Source organism: Vibrio sp. 10N.261.52.C11, assembly GCF_041471405.1.
In the GTDB taxonomy this organism is placed as follows: Bacteria; Pseudomonadota; Gammaproteobacteria; order Enterobacterales; family Vibrionaceae; genus Vibrio; species Vibrio crassostreae_C.
In genome coordinates this window covers 40,021-63,043 of record NZ_JBFROI010000070.1, presented here as the reverse complement: position 1 = coordinate 63,043, position 23,023 = coordinate 40,021, and the positions used below count along the sequence as shown (strand labels likewise).

At 44.1% G+C, this 23,023-nt stretch carries 19 protein-coding genes; 9 read left to right on the top strand and 10 right to left on the bottom strand.

Annotation, left to right across the window (positions count from 1 at the left end; all coding sequences use genetic code 11):
- The coding region (locus AB4323_RS21255) for a hypothetical protein (RefSeq protein WP_372153306.1) at positions 1-193 on the top strand (193 nt) is incomplete at its 5' end.
- Between the two features lie 330 nt (positions 194-523).
- On the opposite strand, the gene gcvP is transcribed toward AB4323_RS21255, so the two are convergent.
- From gcvP to AB4323_RS21240, 3 genes are all read right to left on the bottom strand, one after another.
- Positions 524-3,403: an aminomethyl-transferring glycine dehydrogenase gene (gene gcvP, locus AB4323_RS21250; protein ID WP_372135546.1), complete on the bottom strand. Its 2,880-nt coding sequence runs from the start codon at positions 3,401-3,403 to the stop codon at positions 524-526.
- 90 nt (positions 3,404-3,493) lie between these two features.
- A complete protein-coding gene (gene gcvH / locus AB4323_RS21245; protein WP_017067508.1) occupies positions 3,494-3,874 on the bottom strand; it encodes a glycine cleavage system protein GcvH in 381 nt (126 codons plus the stop codon).
- 51 nt (positions 3,875-3,925) lie between these two features.
- Positions 3,926-5,218, bottom strand: a complete 1,293-nt coding sequence (locus AB4323_RS21240) for a serine hydroxymethyltransferase (protein ID WP_372153304.1) — start codon at positions 5,216-5,218, stop codon at positions 3,926-3,928.
- Positions 5,219-5,659: 441 nt separating this feature from the next.
- Here AB4323_RS21240 and AB4323_RS21235 point away from each other — a divergent pair, with 441 nt between their 5' ends.
- The 3 genes from AB4323_RS21235 (at position 5,660) to AB4323_RS21225 (ending at position 9,191) form a co-directional block, all read left to right on the top strand.
- Complete coding sequence (locus AB4323_RS21235; protein ID WP_017064652.1) at positions 5,660-6,283, top strand: helix-turn-helix domain-containing protein; 624 nt, start codon at positions 5,660-5,662, stop codon at positions 6,281-6,283.
- Positions 6,284-6,731: 448 nt separating this feature from the next.
- Positions 6,732-7,865, top strand: coding sequence for a glycine cleavage system aminomethyltransferase GcvT (gcvT, locus tag AB4323_RS21230; protein WP_372153302.1), 1,134 nt, complete (start codon positions 6,732-6,734; stop codon positions 7,863-7,865).
- A 279-nt stretch (positions 7,866-8,144) separates the two neighbouring features.
- Positions 8,145-9,191, top strand: a complete 1,047-nt coding sequence (locus AB4323_RS21225) for a trypsin-like serine protease (protein ID WP_372145723.1) — start codon at positions 8,145-8,147, stop codon at positions 9,189-9,191.
- A 121-nt stretch (positions 9,192-9,312) separates the two neighbouring features.
- Here the strand turns inward: AB4323_RS21225 and AB4323_RS21220 are convergent, their stop codons facing one another.
- Positions 9,313-9,639: a hypothetical protein gene (locus AB4323_RS21220; RefSeq protein WP_372145725.1), complete on the bottom strand. Its 327-nt coding sequence runs from the start codon at positions 9,637-9,639 to the stop codon at positions 9,313-9,315.
- Positions 9,640-9,838: 199 nt separating this feature from the next.
- Between AB4323_RS21220 and AB4323_RS21215 the strand changes: the two genes are divergently transcribed.
- Positions 9,839-10,156: a helix-turn-helix transcriptional regulator gene (locus AB4323_RS21215; RefSeq protein WP_017059843.1), complete on the top strand. Its 318-nt coding sequence runs from the start codon at positions 9,839-9,841 to the stop codon at positions 10,154-10,156.
- A 93-nt stretch (positions 10,157-10,249) separates the two neighbouring features.
- Here AB4323_RS21215 and arfB read toward each other — a convergent pair whose 3' ends face one another.
- A complete protein-coding gene (gene arfB / locus AB4323_RS21210; RefSeq protein WP_017059842.1) occupies positions 10,250-10,660 on the bottom strand; it encodes an alternative ribosome rescue aminoacyl-tRNA hydrolase ArfB in 411 nt (136 codons plus the stop codon).
- A gap of 87 nt (positions 10,661-10,747) precedes the next feature.
- Between arfB and AB4323_RS21205 the strand changes: the two genes are divergently transcribed.
- Positions 10,748-11,353, top strand: coding sequence for a beta-phosphoglucomutase family hydrolase (locus AB4323_RS21205; RefSeq protein WP_048608431.1), 606 nt, complete (start codon positions 10,748-10,750; stop codon positions 11,351-11,353).
- Positions 11,354-11,416: 63 nt separating this feature from the next.
- Here AB4323_RS21205 and AB4323_RS21200 read toward each other — a convergent pair whose 3' ends face one another.
- The 4 genes from AB4323_RS21200 to AB4323_RS21185 all read right to left on the bottom strand — a co-directional run bounded on the left by AB4323_RS21200 (position 11,417) and on the right by AB4323_RS21185 (position 17,515).
- Positions 11,417-13,321: a GGDEF domain-containing protein gene (locus AB4323_RS21200; protein WP_102331910.1), complete on the bottom strand. Its 1,905-nt coding sequence runs from the start codon at positions 13,319-13,321 to the stop codon at positions 11,417-11,419.
- Positions 13,322-13,558: 237 nt separating this feature from the next.
- The gene (locus AB4323_RS21195; protein WP_017059839.1) at positions 13,559-15,307 is read right to left on the bottom strand and encodes a formate--tetrahydrofolate ligase; all 1,749 of its coding nucleotides are present in this window, start codon (positions 15,305-15,307) and stop codon (positions 13,559-13,561) included.
- 294 nt (positions 15,308-15,601) lie between these two features.
- Positions 15,602-16,906, bottom strand: coding sequence for an inosine/guanosine kinase (locus AB4323_RS21190; RefSeq protein WP_017064646.1), 1,305 nt, complete (start codon positions 16,904-16,906; stop codon positions 15,602-15,604).
- A gap of 129 nt (positions 16,907-17,035) precedes the next feature.
- On the bottom strand, positions 17,036-17,515 hold the full coding sequence (locus tag AB4323_RS21185; RefSeq protein WP_017064645.1) for a CreA family protein: 480 nt from the start codon (positions 17,513-17,515) through the stop codon (positions 17,036-17,038).
- A 248-nt stretch (positions 17,516-17,763) separates the two neighbouring features.
- On the opposite strand from AB4323_RS21185, the gene AB4323_RS21180 reads away from it, so the two are divergent.
- From AB4323_RS21180 to AB4323_RS21170, 3 genes are all read left to right on the top strand, one after another.
- Positions 17,764-18,258 (top strand): hypothetical protein, encoded by a 495-nt coding sequence (locus AB4323_RS21180; RefSeq protein WP_017064644.1) that lies wholly within the window; start codon positions 17,764-17,766, stop codon positions 18,256-18,258.
- A 60-nt stretch (positions 18,259-18,318) separates the two neighbouring features.
- Positions 18,319-20,127, top strand: a complete 1,809-nt coding sequence (locus AB4323_RS21175) for an HD domain-containing phosphohydrolase (RefSeq protein WP_372153300.1) — start codon at positions 18,319-18,321, stop codon at positions 20,125-20,127.
- 303 nt (positions 20,128-20,430) lie between these two features.
- Positions 20,431-21,156 carry an HAD-IA family hydrolase gene (locus AB4323_RS21170; protein WP_048612527.1) on the top strand — a complete coding sequence of 242 codons (726 nt, stop codon included), beginning with the start codon at positions 20,431-20,433 and terminating at the stop codon, positions 21,154-21,156.
- Between the two features lie 408 nt (positions 21,157-21,564).
- Here the strand turns inward: AB4323_RS21170 and AB4323_RS21165 are convergent, their stop codons facing one another.
- The gene (locus AB4323_RS21165) at positions 21,565-22,989 is read right to left on the bottom strand and encodes a methyl-accepting chemotaxis protein (protein WP_017072169.1); all 1,425 of its coding nucleotides are present in this window, start codon (positions 22,987-22,989) and stop codon (positions 21,565-21,567) included.
- Positions 22,990-23,023 lie beyond the last annotated feature (34 nt).

Genomic DNA, 23,023 nt, shown 5'->3' with positions numbered 1-23,023 from the left:
CAGAATTATTTACAGGGTCATTGATAACCTTCTTGAAGACTTAAATTCAATTTTGAAAAAAGAGTGTAATGTTTATCCTGATGCAGAGCTTATTCGTAATACAGTGATTGCTCTTGATAAACTGCCTTCTGAACACGCATTATCAGTGAAATCGAGTAAAGAAAAGATCTCACAAATATCAGCAGTTGCCTAACAAACGACTATGGCACCAATATCAAATTGGAGCTATCCATTACACCTTTAAACCTAGCGCCGTATAAGCTTCTCACTGCCACAAAGCCAGCAGAAACACAAATAACCCAATCCCCAGCGTTACCTTCAGGAGTAAGCCAAGAGGGGCTCCACCTTTTGGCACTTTGTTACAACATCCCATAATTGTCTCCTCATTCATCGTTGGATTCATTTCACCTTAAACCTTTCCCTTACGGTAAGGTCAATGCTTTATTAGTCATATAATTTGGAATCCGAAAAACAAAAAAGCGAACCAAGTGGTTCGCTTTTGTTTATCTAAAATCTACAAAAATTAGTCTTCGTAGTTATCGATGCTTGGGCAAGAACAGATTAGGTTACGGTCGCCGTATACGTTGTCTACACGGTTAACTGTTGGCCAGTACTTCGAGTTCTTCGTTGCTTTCGATGGGAAGCAAGCCAGTTCGCGAGAGTAAGGGCGATCCCATTCTGCGCCTGAAAGGTCAACTTGTGTGTGCGGTGCGTTCACTAGAGGGTTGTTATCTAGTGGCCATTCACCCGCTTTCACTGCTGCCATTTCGTGACGGATTGCGATCATCGCTTCACAGAAACGGTCTAGCTCTTCTAAATCTTCTGACTCAGTTGGCTCAACCATTAGTGTGCCAGCTACTGGGAAAGACATAGTAGGCGCGTGGAAACCGAAGTCCATTAGACGCTTAGCAATATCTTCTTCGCTGATGCCTGTGTCTTCTTTAAGCGGACGAATATCGATAATACATTCGTGAGCTACGCGGCCGTTAGTGCCACGGTAAAGAACAGGGTAGTGAGGACGTAGTTTCTCCATCACGTAGTTCGCGTTTAGAATCGCAACTTTAGTCGCGTCCGTAAGGCCAGGTTCGCCCATCATTGCGATGTAAGCCCAAGAGATAGGTAGGATTGAAGCACTACCTAAATCTGCTGCTGATACCGCGTAGTCAGAACCTTGGACACCGTTTTCGATGTGACCCGGTAGGAAAGGTGCTAGGTGCGATTTAACACCGATAGGACCCATACCCGGACCGCCACCACCGTGTGGAATACAGAATGTTTTGTGTAGGTTCAAGTGAGATACGTCTGAACCGATGAAGCCAGGTGAAGTTAGACCTACTTGAGCGTTCATGTTCGCGCCGTCTAGGTAAACCTGACCACCCGCTGCGTGAACTTGTTCACACACTTCTTTCACTTGCTCTTCGTATACGCCGTGCGTAGAAGGGTAAGTGATCATGATGCTTGATAGGTTTTCTTTGTGCTTCTCGATTTTCGCTGCTAGGTCTGTCATGTCGATGTTGCCATCTTCATCACACTTAACAACCACTACCTTCATTGAAACCATTGATGCTGTAGCAGGGTTAGTACCATGCGCAGAGCTTGGAATCAGACAAACGTTACGGTGAGCTTCACCGCGGCTTGCATGGTAACGTTGAATTGCGATTAGACCTGCGTATTCGCCAGATGCACCAGAGTTAGGCTGTAGTGAGAAATCGTCGTAACCAGTGATTTCACATAGCTTCTCTTTAAGATCTTTTGCTAGTGCCGTGTAACCAGCAGCTTGCTCTAGAGGTGCGAATGGGTGAATTGAACCAAACTCAGGCCATGTTACTGGAATCATCTCAGCAGCAGCGTTCAGCTTCATCGTACAGCTGCCCAGTGGGATCATGCCGTGCGTTAGTGAGAAGTCTTTGTTCTCAAGCTGTTTTAGGTAACGCATCATTTGCGTTTCGCTGTGGTGCGTGTTGAACACTGGGTGAGTTAGGAACTCTGATTCACGACGACAGTTTTCTGGAATTGCCGCAAACTCATTTGATGCAATGTCAGAAGATAGCGCTTGAACGTCTTCTTTTACGTCGAAGATAGCGAATAGGGCATTCACGTCGTCGACTGTGGTTGTTTCATCTAAGCTGATACCGATCTTACCTTTAAGAAGGCGCAAGTTGATGTTTGCTGCTTGTGCTTTCGCGTACAGTGCATCTGTCTTCTCTTCAGAGTTGATTGTGATGGTATCGAAGAAGCTGTTGTTTGTTAGCTCGTAACCCGCTTTAGTCAGGCCAGCCGCTAGGATAGCTGTCATGTGGTGTGTACGACGAGCGATAGTACGTAGGCCTTCTGCACCGTGGTAAACCGCGTAGAAAGACGCCATGTTTGCTAGAAGTGCTTGAGCTGTACAGATGTTCGATGTCGCTTTCTCGCGGCGGATGTGTTGCTCACGAGTTTGCATTGCCATACGTAGCGCTTGGTTACCGTGAGTATCGATAGAAACACCGATTACACGACCTGGCATTGTACGCTTATGCTTTTCACGAGTACCCATGAATGCAGCGTGTGGACCGCCGTACCCCATAGGAACGCCGAAACGTTGTGCTGAACCGATTACTACGTCTGCGCCCATTTCGCCAGCTGGCTTGAGTAGAGCTGAAGCAAGTAGGTCTGTAGCTACTGTTACCAGTGTTTTGTTTGCTTGAGCTTTCGCAATGATGTCTGTTAGGTCACGAACTTCGCCCGTTGTACCAGGGTATTGAACTAATGCACCAAATACGTCTTGCTCTGGAAGTGTTTCAAGAGCGCCAACCATTACTTCAAAACCGATGTACTCAGCACGAGTTTTAACAACTTCTAGTGTTTGAGGGTGAACATCGTCAGCAACGAAGAATACTTTGCTCTTGCTTTTACCAGCACGCTTACACAGTGTCATTGCTTCGCCAGCCGCTGTCGCTTCGTCAAGAAGAGACGCGTTCGCGATTTCCATACCTGTAAGGTCCATTACCATTTGTTGGTAATTCAGTAGAGCTTCAAGACGACCTTGAGAAATCTCTGGTTGGTATGGTGTGTAAGCTGTGTACCAGCCTGGGTTCTCTAAAACGTTACGTAGAATAACGTTTGGAGTGAATGTGTTGTAGTAGCCTTGGCCAATGAAAGTACGTTTCACTTGGTTTAGGTTAGCGATCTCTTTTAGAGAGGTCAGCATGTCCATTTCGCTCAGTGGCGCAGCAAGTGTCATTGGTTTTTCAAGACGGATTTGTGCAGGAACCGTTTCGTCGATCAGTGCGTCTAGGCTAGTCGCGTTGATCGCTTCAAGCATTTTTTGCTGGTCTGCTTTATTTGGGCCGTTATGACGAGCAACAAACTCGTTTTGTGTACCCAAGTCTTTCAGTAATTGGCTTTGAAGTAATTCAGTCATGATATCGTTCTACTTTCTCTCTGGAGCCGTGAGCTAGCCCCTAAAATTAAGCTGCTCACAAGAGCAGCTTTATCGTAATGAGGTTACCTATTAGTCTTCTTCGATAGAGCTTAGGTATTCTTCCGCATCTTTAAGGTTGTTTAGTTCAGACGCATCAGACATCTTCACTTTAACAATCCAACCACCTTCATAAGGTTCTTCGTTGATTAGCTCTGGGCTATCTTCTAGTTCTTCGTTGATTTCTACGATTTCACCAGAGATTGGCGCGTAGATATCAGAAGCAGCTTTAACTGACTCAACTAGAGAGAAGCTTTCGCCAGCTTCAATTTCGTCTTCAGTGTCAGGCAGGTCAACAAACACAACGTCACCTAGCATCTCTTGAGCGTGCTCAGAGATACCGATAGTTACAGTACCGTCACCGTTGTCTTTTACCCACTCGTGGCTGTCTGCAAACTTAAGTGTATTGTCCATTGCTTATTCTCCAAAAATTTATGAGGTTTTAATTTAAATCTTAAAAACGGATTAACGGTAAAGAGGGAAGCGTTTGCAAAGCTCTTTAACTTGCTTGCGAACACGTTGCTCAACTTCAGCGTTGCCTTCAGGGCTTTCAACTAAGCCATCAAGAACATCACCGATCCATTCACCGATAAGTTTGAATTCTTCAGTGCCAAAACCACGACTGGTTCCAGCTGGCGTACCTAAACGAATACCCGAAGTAATCATAGGCTTCTCTGAGTCGAATGGTATGCCATTTTTGTTACATGTGATCCCAGCACGCTCTAATGCTTCTTCAGTTACGTTACCTTTCAAGCCCTTAGGACGAAGGTCAACCAGCATTAGGTGCGTGTCCGTTCCGCCAGTCACAATGTCACAACCGCGAGTTTGCAACACTTCAGCAAGAACTTTTGCGTTATCGATCACTGAATTAATATAAGTATTAAATTCTGGGCCAAGTGCTTCGCCAAATGCGACAGCTTTAGCCGCAATTACGTGCATTAGTGGGCCGCCTTGTAGGCCTGGGAATACTGCAGAGTTGATCTTTTTATTGATGTCTTCGTGGTTGGTCAGAATCATACCGCCGCGTGGGCCACGAAGTGTTTTGTGTGTCGTTGTCGTTACAACGTGCGCGTGTGGCAGTGGGCTAGGGTGTGCACCTGTCGCGATAAGACCTGCGATGTGTGCCATATCTACCATTAGGATAGCGCCAACTTCGTCAGCGATTTCGCGGAATTTAGCGAAGTCGATAACGCGTGGGATAGCACTACCACCTGCAATAATCATTTTAGGTTGGCATTCGATAGCGAGAGCGCGTACCGCTTCGTAATCGATTTCAAGAGTGTCGCGGTCTACGCCGTATTGAACTGCGTTGAACCATTTGCCTGAAAGCGCAGGGCGTGCACCGTGCGTAAGGTGACCACCAGCGTCAAGAGACATACCTAGGATAGTGTCGCCAGGTTGAAGTAGGGCAAGTTTAACTGCGCCGTTCGCTTGAGCGCCAGAGTGAGGCTGTACGTTTACGTATTCACATTTGAACAGCTGCTTAGCACGTTCAATCGCAATAGCTTCTACTGTATCTACGTGCTCACAACCACCGTAGTAACGACGACCTGGGTAGCCTTCTGCGTATTTGTTGGTAAGGCAAGTGCCTTGAGCTTGCATTACTGCTTTAGAAACGATGTTCTCAGAAGCAATAAGTTCGATTTGTTCGTTTTGACGAGTGTTCTCTGCTTGGATTCCAGCAAATACTGCGTCGTCAGTCGCAGATAGGTTTGTAGAGAAAAAACTGTCTAAGCTATGGTTTTGGTAAGCGTTCATTGTCGAGACCTTTCATTAAGCTAATGGTGATTGTTTTTATAGTCCATTAGGTCTTACGTTGATTTCTGCATCGGTATCGTTTGCGCTATATAGGTATAGATAAACGTGAATTGCGTTATAAATATACTCTTACAGCGTCTAAGCGATCGTTGTAGGGTCAATGCAGCACGAATTGTTTCCCAAAAAGTTCGGGTAAAAAACAGCTCTTACAAATGTTAAATCTATCATTTGCTGCAAGCTGAAGTAGCATCTCTTCATCTAACAAGTCGATAACATAGCTCCGATAAAATCAATTTTCAACAAAAATTTCCAATAGGAAACAACTTTTCTTGTTTTGCTACGGGGAGCACGCTTTATTTCTCTGTGTGCTCTTTAATCAACAAAGCGCTTCATGCAACAATGAAATGAATAGACAGGAAGTAAGAAAATAATGAGGGACCTATGTCAGAAGACATTTATGATGAGTACCCATCTTTAACGTTGGCGAAAGAAACGTTAGACCAGAATATAGAGCCACTTAGGCTTGGCCAGCGCATTAAAGATATCCGCGGCAAGCTTGGGATCACGCTAGAAGAAGCAAGCCAAAGAACTGGCTTGGCGCGTTCTACGCTCAGCAAAATCGAGAATGAACAGATCTCACCAACCTTTCAGGCTATGCAAAAATTAGCGATGGGTTTGCAAATAGATATGCCTCAACTCTTTGAGCCACCGAGAAAAAAAGTGGCAACAGGACGTCGCGATTTAACCAAGGCAGGCCAAGGTAAACCACACCCAACACCGACTTATGAACATGAGCTGCTTGCGACTGAGCTTTCTAATAAGAAGATGATGCCGTTTAAGAGCCGCGTAAGAGCACGTACTTTTGAAGAGTATAATGATTGGGTGCGTCATGACGGTGAGGAGTTCTTAATGATCATCTCTGGCGATGTGATGTTCTATTCAGAATTCTACGAACCTGTGCCAATGAGCGAAGGCGATAGCATGTATTACGATGCTAATATGGGCCACATGCTGATTTCTACCAGTACAGAAGATGCACTTATTTTGTGGGTGACTGCAAAATAAGTTAACAAACTTAGAATTTCTTATAGTGAATGCAAACGTTTGCTTTTGTTTCGAACGTTAGGCAACAGACGCGATATTGATGTGAAAATCATCAATATCGCGTTTTTGTATGCATCTATAAATTGTTTTTAGATTGTTAAATGTCACATTTTGAGCTGTTTTAATCTTGTTAAGGGTGTAAAACTCACTCAGGCTTGTTTATTATAGTGAACACGGTTTACTCATGTTGATTGAAGTTTACTGAAGTGAATTCTTAGAAAGTGAGTTGTATGGGATTTGTACAGCTATTCAGATTTATAAAGCTAACAATATAAGCCTATATAAAAGACATCACTTTTTACTATCTACTGTTTCTAACGTTAATCCGTATCGTTAGAGGCGACTCTAAATAGAGATATAAGCGGCAGACTCGATTTTGGACAGCCTGCAACGCTTCATGGAGAATAAAATGACTCAAGAACACGCTAATCAAGACCTACTAAAAACACCACTGCATGCACTTCACGTTGAAGAGGGTGCGAAAATGGTTCCTTTCGCTGGCTACGATATGCCAGTTCAGTACCCACTAGGTGTAAAGAAAGAGCACTTACACACTCGTGACGCTGCCGGTCTTTTTGATGTTTCTCACATGGGGCAACTTCGTCTACATGGTGCAAACGCAGCTGCTGTCTTAGAATCTTTGGTTCCTGTGGATATTATCGACCTTCCTTCTGGTAAACAGCGTTACGCTTTCTTTACTAATGAGCAGGGCGGCATCATGGATGACCTTATGGTTGCGAACCTAGGCGATCACCTATTTGTTGTTGTGAACGCGGCTTGTAAGACACAAGATATCGACCACCTTACTGCGCACCTACCGGCTGACGTAGAGATGGAAGTGATCGATGACCGCGCTCTATTAGCACTTCAAGGCCCTAAAGCGTCTGAAGTTCTTGCTCGTTTCCAACCAAGCGTTGCAGATATGCTGTTCATGGATGTTCAAAAAGTCGATATCGATGGCGTTGAATGCATCGTGAGCCGCAGTGGCTACACGGGTGAAGATGGCTACGAGATCTCTGTACCGAACGATCACGCTGAAGCACTAGCGCGTAAGCTGACTTCAGAAGCTGAAGTTGAGTGGATTGGCCTGGGTGCTCGTGACTCACTTCGTCTTGAGTGTGGTCTATGTCTGTACGGTCACGATCTAGATACAACAACAACACCAGTCGAAGCTAGCCTCCTATGGGGAATTCAAAAAGTGCGTCGTACTGACGGTGAACGTGCAGGCGGTTTCCCTGGCGCTGATATCATCCTTGAGCAAATCGCGACTAAAGACGTTCAACGCAAGCGTGTTGGTCTTGTTGGTCAGACTAAAGCACCAGTACGTGAAGGCGCTGCTCTGTTCGATGCTGAAGACAACAAAATTGGCGTTGTAACAAGTGGTACTGCGGGTCCTAACGCGGGCAAGCCTGTTTCTATGGCTTACGTTCGTACTGACCTAGCGGTTATTGGCACTGAAGTATTCGCTGAAGTTCGTGGCAAGAAGCTACCTATGACAGTAGAAAAAATGCCATTCGTACCTCAACGTTACTACCGTGGCTAATCTCTTTTAAGAGAAACCACAAAGTTAAATGAAAGCCTATTGTTTGCTTCTCTTTACTGGGAAGCCTAACGGTAGGCTTTTTTGTTTTTGGTAGCGTATGTTTTTGCGAGCGTATAAGGTTTAGCGTTACCCACTAACAACGGTTACTTAAAATTCGTTTATAAAATGAGAGATGTCGCCATATCGTTACAAATACTTACTATAATCACGGTTGTGACGTGTTATGGTGGCGATTCATCATTTTTGTAAATAAGTAGTAGGGGTTACAAGGAGTTAACTATGAACGTAAACCATAAAATGAGTCCGGTTCGTAAAGCCGTTTTAGGGCTTTTAGCGCCATTGATTTACACATCAAGTGTTATGGCAACGGAAAACACGGTCGAAAGTACTCCTGATGTGGGTGTAACACCTTATATTGTGAATGGTAGCGGTGCTTCGGTAACTGAATTCCCTTCAATGGCGAGCTTGTTCATCGATAGAATTGAATATGATGGTGTCTACTCAACTGGGCCATATTGTGGTGCGACAATTTTAGATCCAACTCATATATTAACGGCTGCACACTGTATTTATGGTGATGAGAATGCTCAGTTGTTTACTGTCGTCGTCCCTCAATTAGAAGACACTTCCCAATTTCCTAACAACATTGTCCAGAAAGCACGCGTGGCTGAAGTATATTATCGTAGTGATTACTCAAATGCTCTGAGCGATCTATTGCGTAATGATGTTGCTATTCTAAAACTTGAAAGTGCACTAAACATCGATTCAATTAACGATGTTGTGCAGCGCCCCTCTGATGAGACGTATCGTAATGTCGCAAACGACTTTGTTGCCGTGGGGCACGGAGATACGCGCACTGGCTTTGACGCAACCACTTTATTACAAAAAGCCGACCTCAATTATGTTGTCAATGCGACTTGTAAGGATGTATTCGCTGCTGGTGATGAGTTAACAGAGAATCAAATTTGTTTCGTTGGAGATGTGGGTACTTCTGGCTTGTATGGTGGCACTTGTCAAGGTGACTCTGGCGGTCCTGTTTACTGGAAGGATGGTTCGATTTACAGACAAGTAGGGATCACCAGTTTTGGTCCTGAAACGTGTGGTGGTAACTCAAGAGTAACGTCGGTATTTACAGAAATCTACGACTACAAAGATTGGATCGACAGTGTTATTGCTGGTACTGAAACTGCTAAGTTTGTATCAACAGACGCGAAACGTACTGCTTATGCTGGTAGAAGCTCATCTGGCTCAGGAGGCAGTGTGTCGTTTGGTTTGCTAGGCGCGTTGATGTTACTCGGTGGGCTTAGAAGAGCGATGTCTCGTTAGATACCCATGTCTTCATGTTAGTTAAACAAACGGCCAGTCATTCAACTATGACTGGCCGTTTTTGTTTTGTTCTGTTTGTTTAAGCCATCGAGAGGTTGCGCTACTCGTTGATATTAATAGATTAGGCACAGAATTCAGTAGACGCTTTTCTGCTGTATCTTTCGACAATCTCATCCATCTCTTTAACTGCGTCGTTGATGCTTTGAATACCGCCTTGTGCGACACCTTTTTCATTTTGGTTCAGAGCAGAAAAGGCCTGCTTCAATTCTTTCTCTTCCAACATACTTCCGTGCAGCAGCACTTCTTTGTAAGTGAGTAGCCTATGCTGCACTGCAATAATTTCGGAGCGGGCATTGTCCGTTTCTAATGCGTGCTTAATGCAAGGAAATGCCAATTTATAACGATTCGCAATTTCCAATATGACGTCTTTCTTATTCGCAATTTGCAATTTTTCTAATTTCCCAACACTTGAATACTCAAGTTACCTAGCCGTACGTTCACAACTGATATCAGTGTGAAGGTTTATGAAACGTAACGGTTTTATCAAGCGAATAATATGCCTTTGATGGCTTATGTAAACCATCACAAGTCAATATGGTCTGCTTCTTGCTGAATTTAGGACATAACTGTCTTTTGAGGATGAGCTTATGTCACAAGAACCCATAATATTGGCGCTGATTGAGCGTAGGAAACAAGCCAACTTGTCTCAAGAAAAGTTAGCCTCGAGTGCAGGAATGAGCTTAAAAACCTATCAAAGGATTGAACGCGGAGAGGCGGACATCAAGATGTCTCAGTATCGTTCAATCACTAGAACCTTAAAAGTGACGGATTTGGATGTGGTGCTTGATATTGTTGGCGCATCACAAGTAACAGCGGAAGATGTAGCTGCGGTCAGTCGTCTGCTGACCAGCGAAGAGCGCCTGTTGTTGATCAAGCTGATTTTGTCGGTCAAAAAGAAGCAGTAGTCTTTCTTTCAAATAAACAGCGTAATAGATCGATTCGTTAGTCAAATTGACAGATACTTCTAGGGTAATGTGTTCTCTGAGGGCATGAAGCCATCAGCTCACTCTTCCACGCAGCTGTTTGGTGGTGCTTCTTTGTTTTTTGCTTTCTAAACGTCTTTTCTGAGAGCCACGCGTCGGCTTAGTTGCTCGTCTTACTTTTTGAACCTTTGTCGCTTCCAAGATCAATTCTTTCAAGCGCACTAAAGCATCATCTCGGTTTTGTTCCTGAGTTCTATACTGTTGCGCTTTAATGATAATCACACCGTCTTTGGTGATGCGGCTATCTTTGTGTGCGAGGAGCTTTTCTTTATAGAAGTCAGGTAGGGTAGAGTGCTTGATATCAAAACGTAAATGTATCGCGCTCGATACTTTATTGACGTTCTGACCGCCGGCTCCTTGTGCTCTGATCGCTGTTAACTGAAGTTCCCAGTCTTGAATCGAAACAGAATTAGATATTTGTAACATAAACATCCATTTTGAACGGTAATATGGCGCCATGATACTGAATATTGGTTATGGTATCAGTAACTTTATTAAAGAGTGGTAGTAGTGATGAAAATAGATTTAACGGCATATGAAGGGTTAATCTTTGATATGGACGGTACGTTGATCGATACAATGCCTGCACATGTAAAGGCGTGGCAGCAAACGGCTGAAGAGTTTGGTTTTCATTTTGAAGCGTCTTGGCTACATAGTTTAGGTGGCATGCCGAGTTATAAGATAGCCGGTGAGGTGAACAGCAAATACGGTTTATCGCTCGACCCACAAGCGGTTTCTACGTTTAAAATGGCGTCGTTTGCGGCTATTGAAGACAAAGGAGACGTTATCCCTTGTACTCACTCTCTGTTGTTAGAGCATCTGGGTAACAAGAAGATTGCAGTAGGAACGGGCAGTCAACGTAAAAGTGCCGAACAGTTGTTGGACAAAACAGATATTTTGAGCAAGCTGGATATCCTAGTGACAGCAACAGATGTGAAGAATCACAAACCAAATCCGGATACCTTCTTAGATGCGTGTTTTGGTATGGGATTACAGCCAAAGCAGTGTGTTGTGTTTGAAGATACGAACCTAGGTAAGCAGGCTGCTCATGCTGCGAACATGGATTGTATTCTAGTGGTAGAGGGGAACAAACTAGAGTTCTATCCAGCACCAAGCTGATTGAAAGGATTGGGTTGTTAAACCGCCAAACTGATAGCCTAGCGGAACAATACTGATTTTCTGTTAGGCGATTTCGCTCATTTCGCTGTCTAGGAACAGGCAAACACTGTTTCGACCTGCGGCTTTGGCTTCATAGAGTGCTAAATCCGCACACTTGTAGTTGAGAGTAGGGTCGTTGGTCAGGTTGGTGATTCCGCCACTGACCGTCACCACGTTGTCGAGCTCAATATTGACTGCGATTCTCAATCTGTTAAGCACATATTCAGCTTCTTCAGTTGTGGTATGAGGCAGAATAACGCCAAATTCTTCACCACCAATGCGAGCCACAAAATCAGTTTCTCGACACTCACGTTGTAATACCTCAGCAACGGTTTGAATGACGCGATCACCATAATCGTGACCAAATCTGTCGTTAATGCGTTTGAAATAGTCTATGTCCAAGATCGCTAAGCAAGAGTGTTCGCGAGTAGGGTATCGATTCACACGAGAGCACTCATCTCTCAGCTCAAGATCGAACTTACGGCGGTTCCAACACCCAGCTAAGGCATCTTTTTCGCTCAGGTTTCTCAGTTTGTTTTCTAGCTCTTTGTGTTTACTGATATCCACAAATGAAGCGACATAAAACTGAATCACGTCTTTCGAGTCTTTAATGGTTTGGATTCGCAATATTTCCGTGATCAAAGATCCGTCTTTACGGCGATTGACCACTTCGCCTTCCCATACCCCAGTCTTAGTGATTATGCTCCACATCTTGATGTAGAACTCTTCGTTGTAGCGACCAGAGGCAAACATGGATGGTTGGCGGCCTTTTACGTCTTCTAACTCGTAGCCACTAACACGGGTGAATTCTTGGTTTACCTTGATGATACGGTTGTTTCTGTCGGTAATCACTAAGGCAGACATACCATTCATCGCGGCTTTAGCCAGTTGACTATCGATACTGTTCTTCTTGTGGTTACTGTTCCACAATACAAAGCCAGCGGAGATCATCGAAATCAAGAAAGACAAGGTGATGATCTGAACGACAATCGCTTGTTTTTCTTGTCGGTATTGACTGCTGAAATGCTGATTCTCAATGTGAAGAACCATGTAAATAGGGCCTGCAAACTGCTTTATCTTTGGGCTGATGTCCGAGTGGAAATACCAGTTCTTACCATCGAAATAGCTAGACGAAGAGTTGTCTTGAATGTCTTTCCAAAGCTCTGGGTATAGCTTTGCGTATGTCTTGTCTGAACGTGATTCAATCACATGCCCAAATGATTCAGCTGGGTCAGGGCCCATGATGACATGACCAGTTTTGTTTAGAATGACCGGGACTGCATCTGAGTCTCCAATTTGGTAATGAAGGCGGTTGTAAATCTCTAGCATGTTTAGATTTGCAATGAAGTAACCAATAATTCGATTCCCTTCAGCGACTGGCGTCATAATGCGAAGCGCCGGCGTTAACGGGTGGATGATTTCTCCATTTTCCATTTCTAGGTCAATGCCTCTGGATCTGACATCGCCAATCTCTAATTTCTGAAGCATCTGGTAGTAATCTCGAGAAGATTTGTTCTGCAGTTCGTTCTCGGGGACGACAGTGGCTCGACCGTCTTTGTAGTTAACGCGGAACACTTCGTTGCCGGCTAGATCGAGATAACGAAGCTGGGAATAGTATTTTTGGCCACGAGCTAACATCACCCAAAGATCTTGCAGGGTTTCTTTATGGATAATAGAAGGTTCTCGAATCGCTCGGAGTAGTGTTTGAGAGTCGGCGATTGACGGAACAGAGTTAGAGATTTGCTCAACAATAACAGCGAGTTCATGAAAGCTGTATTCGATCTGGTTCTGGCTGGACTGTTGGATATTTAGCGTGTGCTGAGCTTCAACCCTGTCAAATTCAGAGTTAATGTAGAGGGCAGGGACTAGTCCTAGGGCAAAGATGGTACATAGAAATTGGCTGACTAGTTTTTTTATACTTGTATTCATCACTGTCCTCAAAGAATCAGCGCAATACTATATATTTTATAGGGTTTTTAATGTGATCTTGACCCAGAAGTTAAGACAAGATTCGCATATAACTACGATTTAAGTGCAACTTTTTGCAGTTAAGCTTGATTGTTGAGCAATCACTTCGTTAGTAAATGATTGCTCAATATAGAACACTGCTCCGAAACCTAAGCTAAATTAATCGCGATTAATTGCCGATTATCTAACTAAGGGCAGCTAGCTTAGGCCGACGATATTTCCATTACTATCAATATCTAACGACATGAACGCCGGTTTGTCAGGCAAGCCTGGCATGGTCATTACATTGCCGCACAACGCGTAAATAAAGCCAGCACCAGCACACAATTTTAGTTCTCTAACAGGCACGTCAAATTGGGTTGGTGCACCTTTTACGTGTGCTTCTGTCGAGATCGATAGTGGTGTTTTTGCCAAACAAACTGATAGGTCGCTATAGCCATGCAGTTTGAATTCAGCCAGTTGTTTTTTAGCCAGTGGAGATAGCGAAATACTTGCCGCGCCATAACCAACTTCAGCAACTGCCATCAGCTTTTCTTCTAGGCTTTGCTCTGAGTGATACAAAGGCTTAAATTCACTCTGTTTTTGGCAAGCTTTGACTACAGCGTGAGCCAGTTGAGTCGCGCCTTCGCCACCTTGACCAAATGCTTCGCTTACTTCAACGTTAACGCTTGAGTCGAAGTCGGTGATCATCTGTTTCAAAGCATCGAGCTCTTGAGCTGAGTCTTGTGGGAATCGGTTAATCGCAACAACTGTAGGCACTTGGTATTGCTTAACGTTGTTGATGTGCCATTTTAGGTTCTCAAAGCCTGCAATTAGCGCGTCTTGGTCATCATTAAAGATTGAATCTGGTAATGGAGTGCCGGGTCTCAAATCGTATAAACCAGAGTTGGCCTTTAATCCACGTAATGTTGCAACAACCACAGCGCAATCGGGCTTTTTGTTCGACGCTTTTGCTTTTATGTTGCACGCTTTTTCAAAGCCCATATCTGAGCCGAAACCACCTTCGGTCACGACAAAGTCACTCAGTTTTAACGCTATCTTATCGGCAATAATTGAAGAGTTACCATGTGCGATGTTCGCGAAAGGCCCGGCGTGAATTAGGGTAGGAACGCCTTCAAGGGTTTGCATCAATGTTGGTTCAATAGAATCCTTCATGGTTACGGTCATTGCGCCTGCAACGTTGAAGTCATCTGCGGTCAACGGCAAGCCTTGTTTGTTGTAGGCAAGTACCACTCGTCCGATGCGCTTTCTCAAATCTTGAAGGTCATTGGCTAGAGCAAGAATGGCCATTAGCTCTGAAGCAGCTGAGATATCAAATCCATCTTCTCGCTCAAAGCCGTTAATTGTTTTGTCTGCTTCGTTCTTGCCAACCGTGATCATGCGTAGTGCGCGATCATTGTGGTCAAGTACACGTCGCCAAACGATTCTGCTTGGGTCAATATCCAAGGCTTTTAAGCCAGAACGCGCTTCAAACGCCTCTAAGCCTTCCCGTTGTTCATGATACAAACGTGCATCAATGGCGGCAGAGGCGAGGTTGTGAGCGGCCGTAACAGCATGAATATCGCCCGTCAGGTGCAGGTTTAATTGTTCCATAGGGGCAACTTGAGAGTAACCACCACCCGCAGCGCCACCTTTTACACCAAATACCGGACCCATTGAAGGCTGGCGAATGCAGGCCATTGCAGATTGGTTAATCTCTGCGAGGCCTTGTGCTAATCCGATAGTAGTGACGGTTTTGCCTTCACCAAGAGGTGTCGGTGTGATCGCCGTGACTACGACTAATTTACCATCTTGTTGGTTGGCGAGGCGTTCAAGTGACGTGAGAGACACTTTAGATTTGAATTGCCCTAATGGCTGATGTTCGTTGTGGTGCAGGCCAGCTTGCTTGGCAACCTCACTGATGTTTTTAAGGGGAGTAGAGCGACAAATATCAATATCAGACAGCATATTTGATCCTTATATCAGAACCGAAAGGCGGTACGTAAACGTTTGCGTGGCGATAGTACTGTATAAATTTGCCAAGTAAAGGCAAACCACACGAATTATGTGCTGGAAGATAACAGATCTAAAGAGTCATTGCGCGAGATCAAATCTTAAACGAGCAAAATATTCGTTCTGATTACCTTCAGTTGCAATTATATTGGCGTTGAATACAAAAAGGGCTGCATATAGCAGCCCTTCAAGGAATGGGTAATCTCACTTGGCGTTAACCTCTAAGAGGTAACTACCTAATATGGCCGATTAACGATCCCAGTATGTTTCTTCTAAGCTATCTTCGCGTTCAGGCAGTGCACGAGAAAGGCGAGGAGAGTGTTGAGTCAACACTTCGTAGCTTACACGGTTTGCGTACTTACAAATTTGAGACAGTGAAGAGTACGTCAGACAAGCGTGCTCGTGTTTCTCTGAGTTTGGTACATTCACGTGGTGGTAGCTGTTTGCTGCCATGTCGTGAAGTAGTGCTGAAAGTGCACCATCGCCAGCGCCATTGGTATTCTTAATCTCAAGTGGGCCGCCTAGGTAAGGGCCAATGTGAGAGTACACTTTTACTGGGTCTTTACAGTCTTGCTTACGCATCGCACGGCTGAATTCGTATTTATTGAACTCAGGGATGTTACCCGGTAACAATGGCAGTGTGGTTTCGCGTTTCGCTGGTTCGTCAGTGTAACCTGCCATGTATAGACCAATAGGACCTGCAGTACATAGAACTAGGTCAACCCACTCAAGTGCCTTGTTAGCAGCCAATAGAGGATCTTTTTCACCCGTTAGCGCTTCACCTTCATCTTCGTTCATCGCGACGATGGTTACGTTTTCTTTCAGGTATTCTTGCCACCATTCAGCGTTGCCTTCGATCACATACTTAGTACCAAGTGTTAGTACAACAGGCACATTGTGCGCTTTCGCGTATTCAATCGCTTTTTGTACCGCTTTTGGCATCGGATCTTCAGGTTTGCCACGCATTAGGTATGACGACACAACCAATGCAGAAGCTTTCTCGAAGACTTTTTCAGGAATGCTTTCTGGAAGAAGTTGGTTCATGTGGCCTTCGTTGATTGCAAACGTACGTTCGCCATCTTCAGAAATCAGCGTGTAACAACGACCAATTGGACCATCAACAGTTTGAAGGTGGTTTAGATTCATACGAGAAGAAGTGCGGCAAAGGTAACGATAACCAAATGAGCCAACTTCAATCTTCTTAGACATTACGCCAAGCAGGACAGATTTGCTGTCCGCAAGTACGGAATAGTTGTGCAGTGTGTTGCCGATAGTATCGCCAGGATATTGATGCGTGATCAAACCGCGCTCAACTAACTCTTCATACAGCGCATCTGCTTTACTTTCTTCCAATACCAGTGAGTGACCTTTACTCAGCTCGTATTTTTCTAGGAACTCGTTGTCAACACGGGCTTCGATATCAACAATCGTTTGGCCAACACCCACAATCGTTGCGCGATGAAGCTTAGGCGTTTGTTGAATTTGGTTGACCAACGGATCACGTGCGTGAGTTGGAAAGTAGTGCTTAGATTTACGCTGTCCAGGAAACTTCATATGAAAAATACAGTGAAAAAATTTTGCCGCATGATATCACATTTTGTTTCTGTTTCTTTCATTTTTATTACATTTTGAATCACCTGCACAATGTCTGTACAGGTGATTCAACTAACTATATGTTTGAAACTACTCGGTTGGCTGTACTAACGTCGCTGGATCAACGTAAGCCTCTGTACCCCATAGTGGAACAGTTGAAAGGCTGTGTTTGAAGCTACCTTCTGTTTCTTTGGTGGTGTAAGACAAGTAGAGCAGCGACTGATTCTCTGCATCGTAGATACGACGAACCTTCATTGTTTTAAAGAAGATACTTTTCGATTGCTTGAATACCACTTCGCCAGACTTACTCTTGTCTATTTGAGCAATCATTTCTGGTGTAATTTCACCTGTTTGACGACAAGATATAGAGCTATCACTTGGATCAGAAAGGCTAAGGTTTGCTTCGATTGATGCAATATGACAGGTAACACCCGCGATCTTATCGTCATCTAATGAAGACATCTTGATATCCTTCATTGTGAAGAATCCAAGAGAGACGTCGCCAACCTCGTTGTCCGAACAGCCAGCTAACATTGTCACGATACCTGCTGCTATTAAGGCTTTTTTCATAAGAAGTCCTTTTTATTTATATAGTTCTGTTTACTATAAGGATATTGAAAGCTTGGATACGAGTGTAGAGCTTTTCGTTAAGTTCTTAAAGGATGTTGTTGGATAATGAAAAATATGAAGCATTTAAAGTACTTGTTGGCCTTGGTCATGCTCTGTATGCTCTCTGCTTGTAGCTCGGCACCTCAGCCGACCGTATGTCTTCCAAATAACTGCGATATTTGGGGATACTAACCGTAGGTACTAAAAGAATGAATAACGAAATACCTGAAATTGCACACAAGAAAAACCAATGGCTATTTAGTCAGCTCGATATTGCTTACCCCGCAAAAGAGAGCCTCCTCGGCCGTGAACTTTATCAAAGCAAACTTCCATCCAAGACATACCAACTCCTAGCACAAGATCAAACTCCTTCCCAAATTGATGAACTGCATAAAGTCGATTTCCATAAATTGACCGTGCTATTTTCACTCAACCAAGCAAGCGTTTACCAAGATGAAATCGAAAGGGCACACATGCTTGAGTTCTTGAGCCAAATTATGCTTTCTGACGATCATGTATTATATATTGGTACTCAAAACGGTGAAGTTGTGGCGAGCGCTATCGTCACAGAAGCGGATGGTTCCCTATTGATCTCGGATGTCGTTGCTGAAAATGGTCAAAGTATCAACAACTTTGCTAAGCAGTTACACGATTTTTGGGCACAAGATCATGCTTCTTGCGATAAAGTATGGATCGAGAACTAAAGATTCTTTGACAAAGCGTTAATCTAAGTACAATACCCCGTCTTATTTAAAGGGTATTGTATGTACAAGCTATTGATATCAATCGCTGTATTATGTGTTAGCGCTTATTCTTCACTCAGTTTTGCTAACGACTGGGATATTAAACGCATCCTAGTTTTACACTCATACGAACCTTCTTATCAATGGACTGCTGACTTCCAAAAAGGGATAGACAGTGCGTTCAGCCAGTCTCAAACCGAAGTTAAACTCTCAATAGAGTATTTGGATTCAAAGCGTGTCCACAGCCCAGAGTATTACGACTCTCTCGCGAACTACTTGCGTGCGAAGTATGCAGGTTATAAATTTGATGGCGTAATTGCGACGGACGATAACGCAGCCAATTTTCTTGAATCTCTGCCTAATTTGATTGATCGCTCCACACCTGTCGTTGCAGCCGGCATCAATGATTTCAGCACCGACATGTACGCGGTGTCTGACAGAGCAACTGTGCTTTACGAGAACGATCAGATAGACGTTAATATTAAGCTGATCTCCAAATTAAGACCTAATCTAAAGAATCTCTATTTTGTAAATGATTACAGTGTCACGTCTGAATTGATTCATAAAGAAATGAACAAAATGATGGCTGAATTTTCAAATATCAATCTCGTAGAAATTCGCGACTTGTCGCTGGAGCATACGAGCCAATTTTTGGAAGGGATCTCTGCGGACGATGCGGTATTGCTCAGTCATTACAACACCGAGTTAAAGCAAGGGGTTTATCACACTTACCAAGAGATTGCGTATACGTTGTCAAAAGCGAGTGCTGCTCCGGTGTTTGCTTTATGGCAGTTCTATATTTCGGGTGATGTACTCGGTGGTTACGTTAATCACTCACAAAGCATGGGTGAACAGGCCGTCGATGCGTTGGATAAATACCTTCCACTTGGTTTTACTACACCGTTAACTCCCGGAGACAACAAACGTTTTGTATTCAATTACCCTGCAATGAAGAGATACGGGATTAGTGGAAACGCGTTACCTGACGAAGCGGTTTTCATTAACGAGCCTTCATCCTTTATTCGCAAAAACTTCCAGTTGTTATTGGGGCTGTCGATGGTGATTGCGGGTTTGAGCCTGATCATCTTGATGCAATTTGTCACTCTGCGCCAAAAGAAAGAGTTGGCGAATAAGAACAAACGAATCTTAAAGCTTCAGAAACAGACCTTGAATATCCAAAAGGATATGATTCATGTTCTCGGAGAGGCAATTGAAACCCGCTCTGGCGAAACTGGTAATCATGTTAAGCGTGTAGCCAAGTTGTCTGCACTGCTTGCTAAGTATCGTGGCTTGAGCCATCGCGAGGTCGAGATGATTGAGATCATCAGCCCAATGCACGATGTGGGTAAGATTTCAGTCCCTGAATCAATCTTGGATAAACCTGGGACATTAACCGACCAAGAGTGGGAGGTGATGAAGCTTCATACTACGGCTGGCTATAACTTACTAAAGAGCGGAGCGGGTGATATTACCAACCTCGCGGCAATCATTGCTAACGAACATCACGAGCGTTGGGATGGTGCTGGATACCCGAATGGAAAAGTGGGTGATGAAATACACCTGTTTGCTCGTATCACTGCCGTAGCCGATGTGTTTGATGCGCTGCTTAGTGCACGTTGCTACAAAGAACCGTGGCCGTTAGATATGGTGGTCGATTTGTTTGAGCGAGAGTGTGGCTACCAGTTTGATCCTCAGCTAACTAAATTGCTACTGAAACACTTATCCGAGTTTGTCGCTATCCGAGATTCGTACCCCGATACTGGAACTGTAGAATATGCGTCTTCACCTTCGCTTGAAGCTAAGGTCTTAGAAGAGTCGGTTGTTAGCTAATTGTCGCTCTATCTGAGTAGCCTATAAGCCATTTTTTTTATCGATTCACCACGATCCGGCTAGGAAGTAGTGATTTATATTTTCCCCTGAAATTGAGTCGCTTATGTAAACCTCGCAGCATTTGATTTCGTAGAATTTGGGCTAATTTGATGAAAACTGTTGCTTATGCCGAGCGATAAAGTGATCAACTCCATATTTCGCGAAGAGAAATAAGCCTGTATCTGCAAACTGTTACCTCAATCATCTCGCGCATTGAAAGAACACTATAGGATAAAACTTGGATTCAATCTGAGTGAGATACCTATGCGGTTAGAACAGACTAAATGTGTGATTTTCGATTGTGACGGAACACTTATCGATAGTGAAAAGCTGTGCTGCCAAGCTTTGGTGAACGTTTTCACTGGCTTTGGAGCGGAGCTAAACGTCAACGACTGCTATGCGCATTTCCAAGGCGGGAAGCTAGCTGACATCTTAATGGATACACAAGAACGTCTTGGGCTATCTATCTCGATTGATACACTCGAACCGTTATATCGCACTGAATTAGAAGCACTGTTCCAGCGTCATTTAAAACCGATGGACGGCGCTATCGAACTTATTGAATTTCTCAAACAACAAGACATCGAGTTTTGTATTGCTTCCAATGCACCGAAATCTAGAGTTGAATCTTCATTGGCGATGACAGGCATGCTAGACGACTTCAAAGGCAAAGTGTTCTCAGCTTTTGATGCTAACAGCTGGAAGCCAGAACCTGATCTAATCATGTACACAGCCATGAACATGGGCTTTCTACCGAATGAGTGCATCTACGTGGATGATACGTTGAAAGGGATTGAGGCTGGTGTTCGCGCGGGTATCCAATCGTTTCGATTACGCCCGAGTATTGATGAAGCAATCGTAGATCCCGAAGCCGACTCAGCAGAACTCGCGGCTCAGGATATCTACAGTTTAGAAGAAATTTCAGTTTGGATTAATGGCAAGCACTGCTCAAATGGTGGTATATCGAATTCTGCAGCTTTGGTGGGGTAGAGCTTAATTGAAGGCTGACTACCTTACTAAATTGTTTGGTGTGGAAACCGCAAGATGCACAAGTAAACTTTTCTCCACTTTCTGAAAGCAGATACTCGTCGTGTTGGCATAAAGGGCATGTAATGTCGTCGGTGTTTGGTGTTTCTGTTTTATTCATTATGTGTCACCTGCAGCAAGAGGGTAAGCGAAAAAAGACCCGTTCAATTAGATTACTCCTAAGCTCGAATATTAGACAGTTCTGACACTTCTTAATCTCTCCTTTGCGACTTGCTTCATGGTAATTGATAATGTCATCGTTATTGACCATGGTTCTTGTAATGTTATTAAACAAAAGCCAAAAAGAAAGGACCCATTACGAGTCCTCATTAGTTTGTTTTCAATTCACGCCGCTAGTTCACCAGTTGATCCTTAAGTTCGGTAGCGTGCCAATGTCTGAGATAGAGAAACCGACGCTTCTGTTAGCCTAGATACGCCATTTGAAGAATTCTGAGCCACGTCTTTAATCACATCGGATTGGCTTCGAATATCGTTAAGCTCTGCTGCAATCGTATTGGCAACGTTACTTTGCTCATCGGCTGATGTTGCGATTTGGATACTCATGTCCATTAGTGCTTGAGCTGAATCTGCAATCGAGTTTACGTCGTGACCAATGTTTGAAATCAACTGGCTACTGGTTTGCGCTTGGTCAACCGTCTGTTCGGTGATCTTCGCGATATTTTGGCTCTCTTGCTGTAAGCGTTCAATCATCGCTTGGATTTCTACAGTAGCCGACTGAGTGCGGCTTGCCAGTGTTCTTACTTCATCAGCAACAACAGCGAAACCTCGGCCTTGCTCGCCCGCACGAGCGGCTTCAATCGCGGCATTTAAAGCAAGTAAGTTAGTTTGCTCTGAAATAGCATTGATCGTCGTGATGACCTCGTTAATTTGGCTCGTATTCACATTCAAGCTAGTAACAGAAGATGAGGTTTGCTCAATCAAAGAAGAAAGGGTGGTGATTTCCGAGATTGCCTGTTGAACCTTCGCGTGGCTATCGTTGATTTGCTGCGCGTCTTGTTCTGTTTGTTCAGTTGAGCGTGCAGAGATGTTAGAGACTTCATTTGCCGAAGCTGTCATCTGATCCATTGCTGTCGCTACAGAGTCTAGAGAGGCATTTTGGCTCATGATTTGTGTTTCGCTGCGCTTCATCTCTGTTTCGAAAGAAGCTGACGTTTCACTTAGCGTTGCTGCACTGTGGTTTACGTTGTTGACTAACTCGCTAAGCGTGTCCATTGAACGGTCAAGCGCACAACCAATCGTGCCGAACTCGTCACGGCCAGGGTGGAAGCCAAGGCGTGATGTTAAGTCACCATCACCAATCTTTTGAGTCGTTGAATAAAGAACCCAAAGTGCGCCGCCTAGGAAAGTCGCTACCCAGTAACAGAAAAGACCAAAAGGCACACACCACAAAAAGCTCAGTAAGAAAGTGTACAGTGCTTGCTGCTTTTGATTCTGTATATCGTTAGTTGAAACGGTAAGTGAGTAGTAGTTGCCATCTTGTGCGAGTGCTGTGGCAGTCACCGAACCATTGTTTGAAATAGTGGTTTGTTGAGCGCGAGTTTGCTGGCTAACAGAGCGAACAGAAGCAGGGGAATCTGATGCTGATAAAATGCCTTGCAGTTGATACTCGACCTGCTGTTTTGCAGTTACGTCAATGTGTTCCATTTTGTTGACGTAGTTCAGTCCAGCTAGGCTTGCCAAAGCGGCAAAAAAGATTAAGAAAATGACCCAAAATTTGTCGTTGATCGACATCTTGATAAACAGTTTGTCTATCGTTCGAAATTGTACTTCTTTCATAAAAACTCCACGGTAAATCCTTTACCGTGGACTC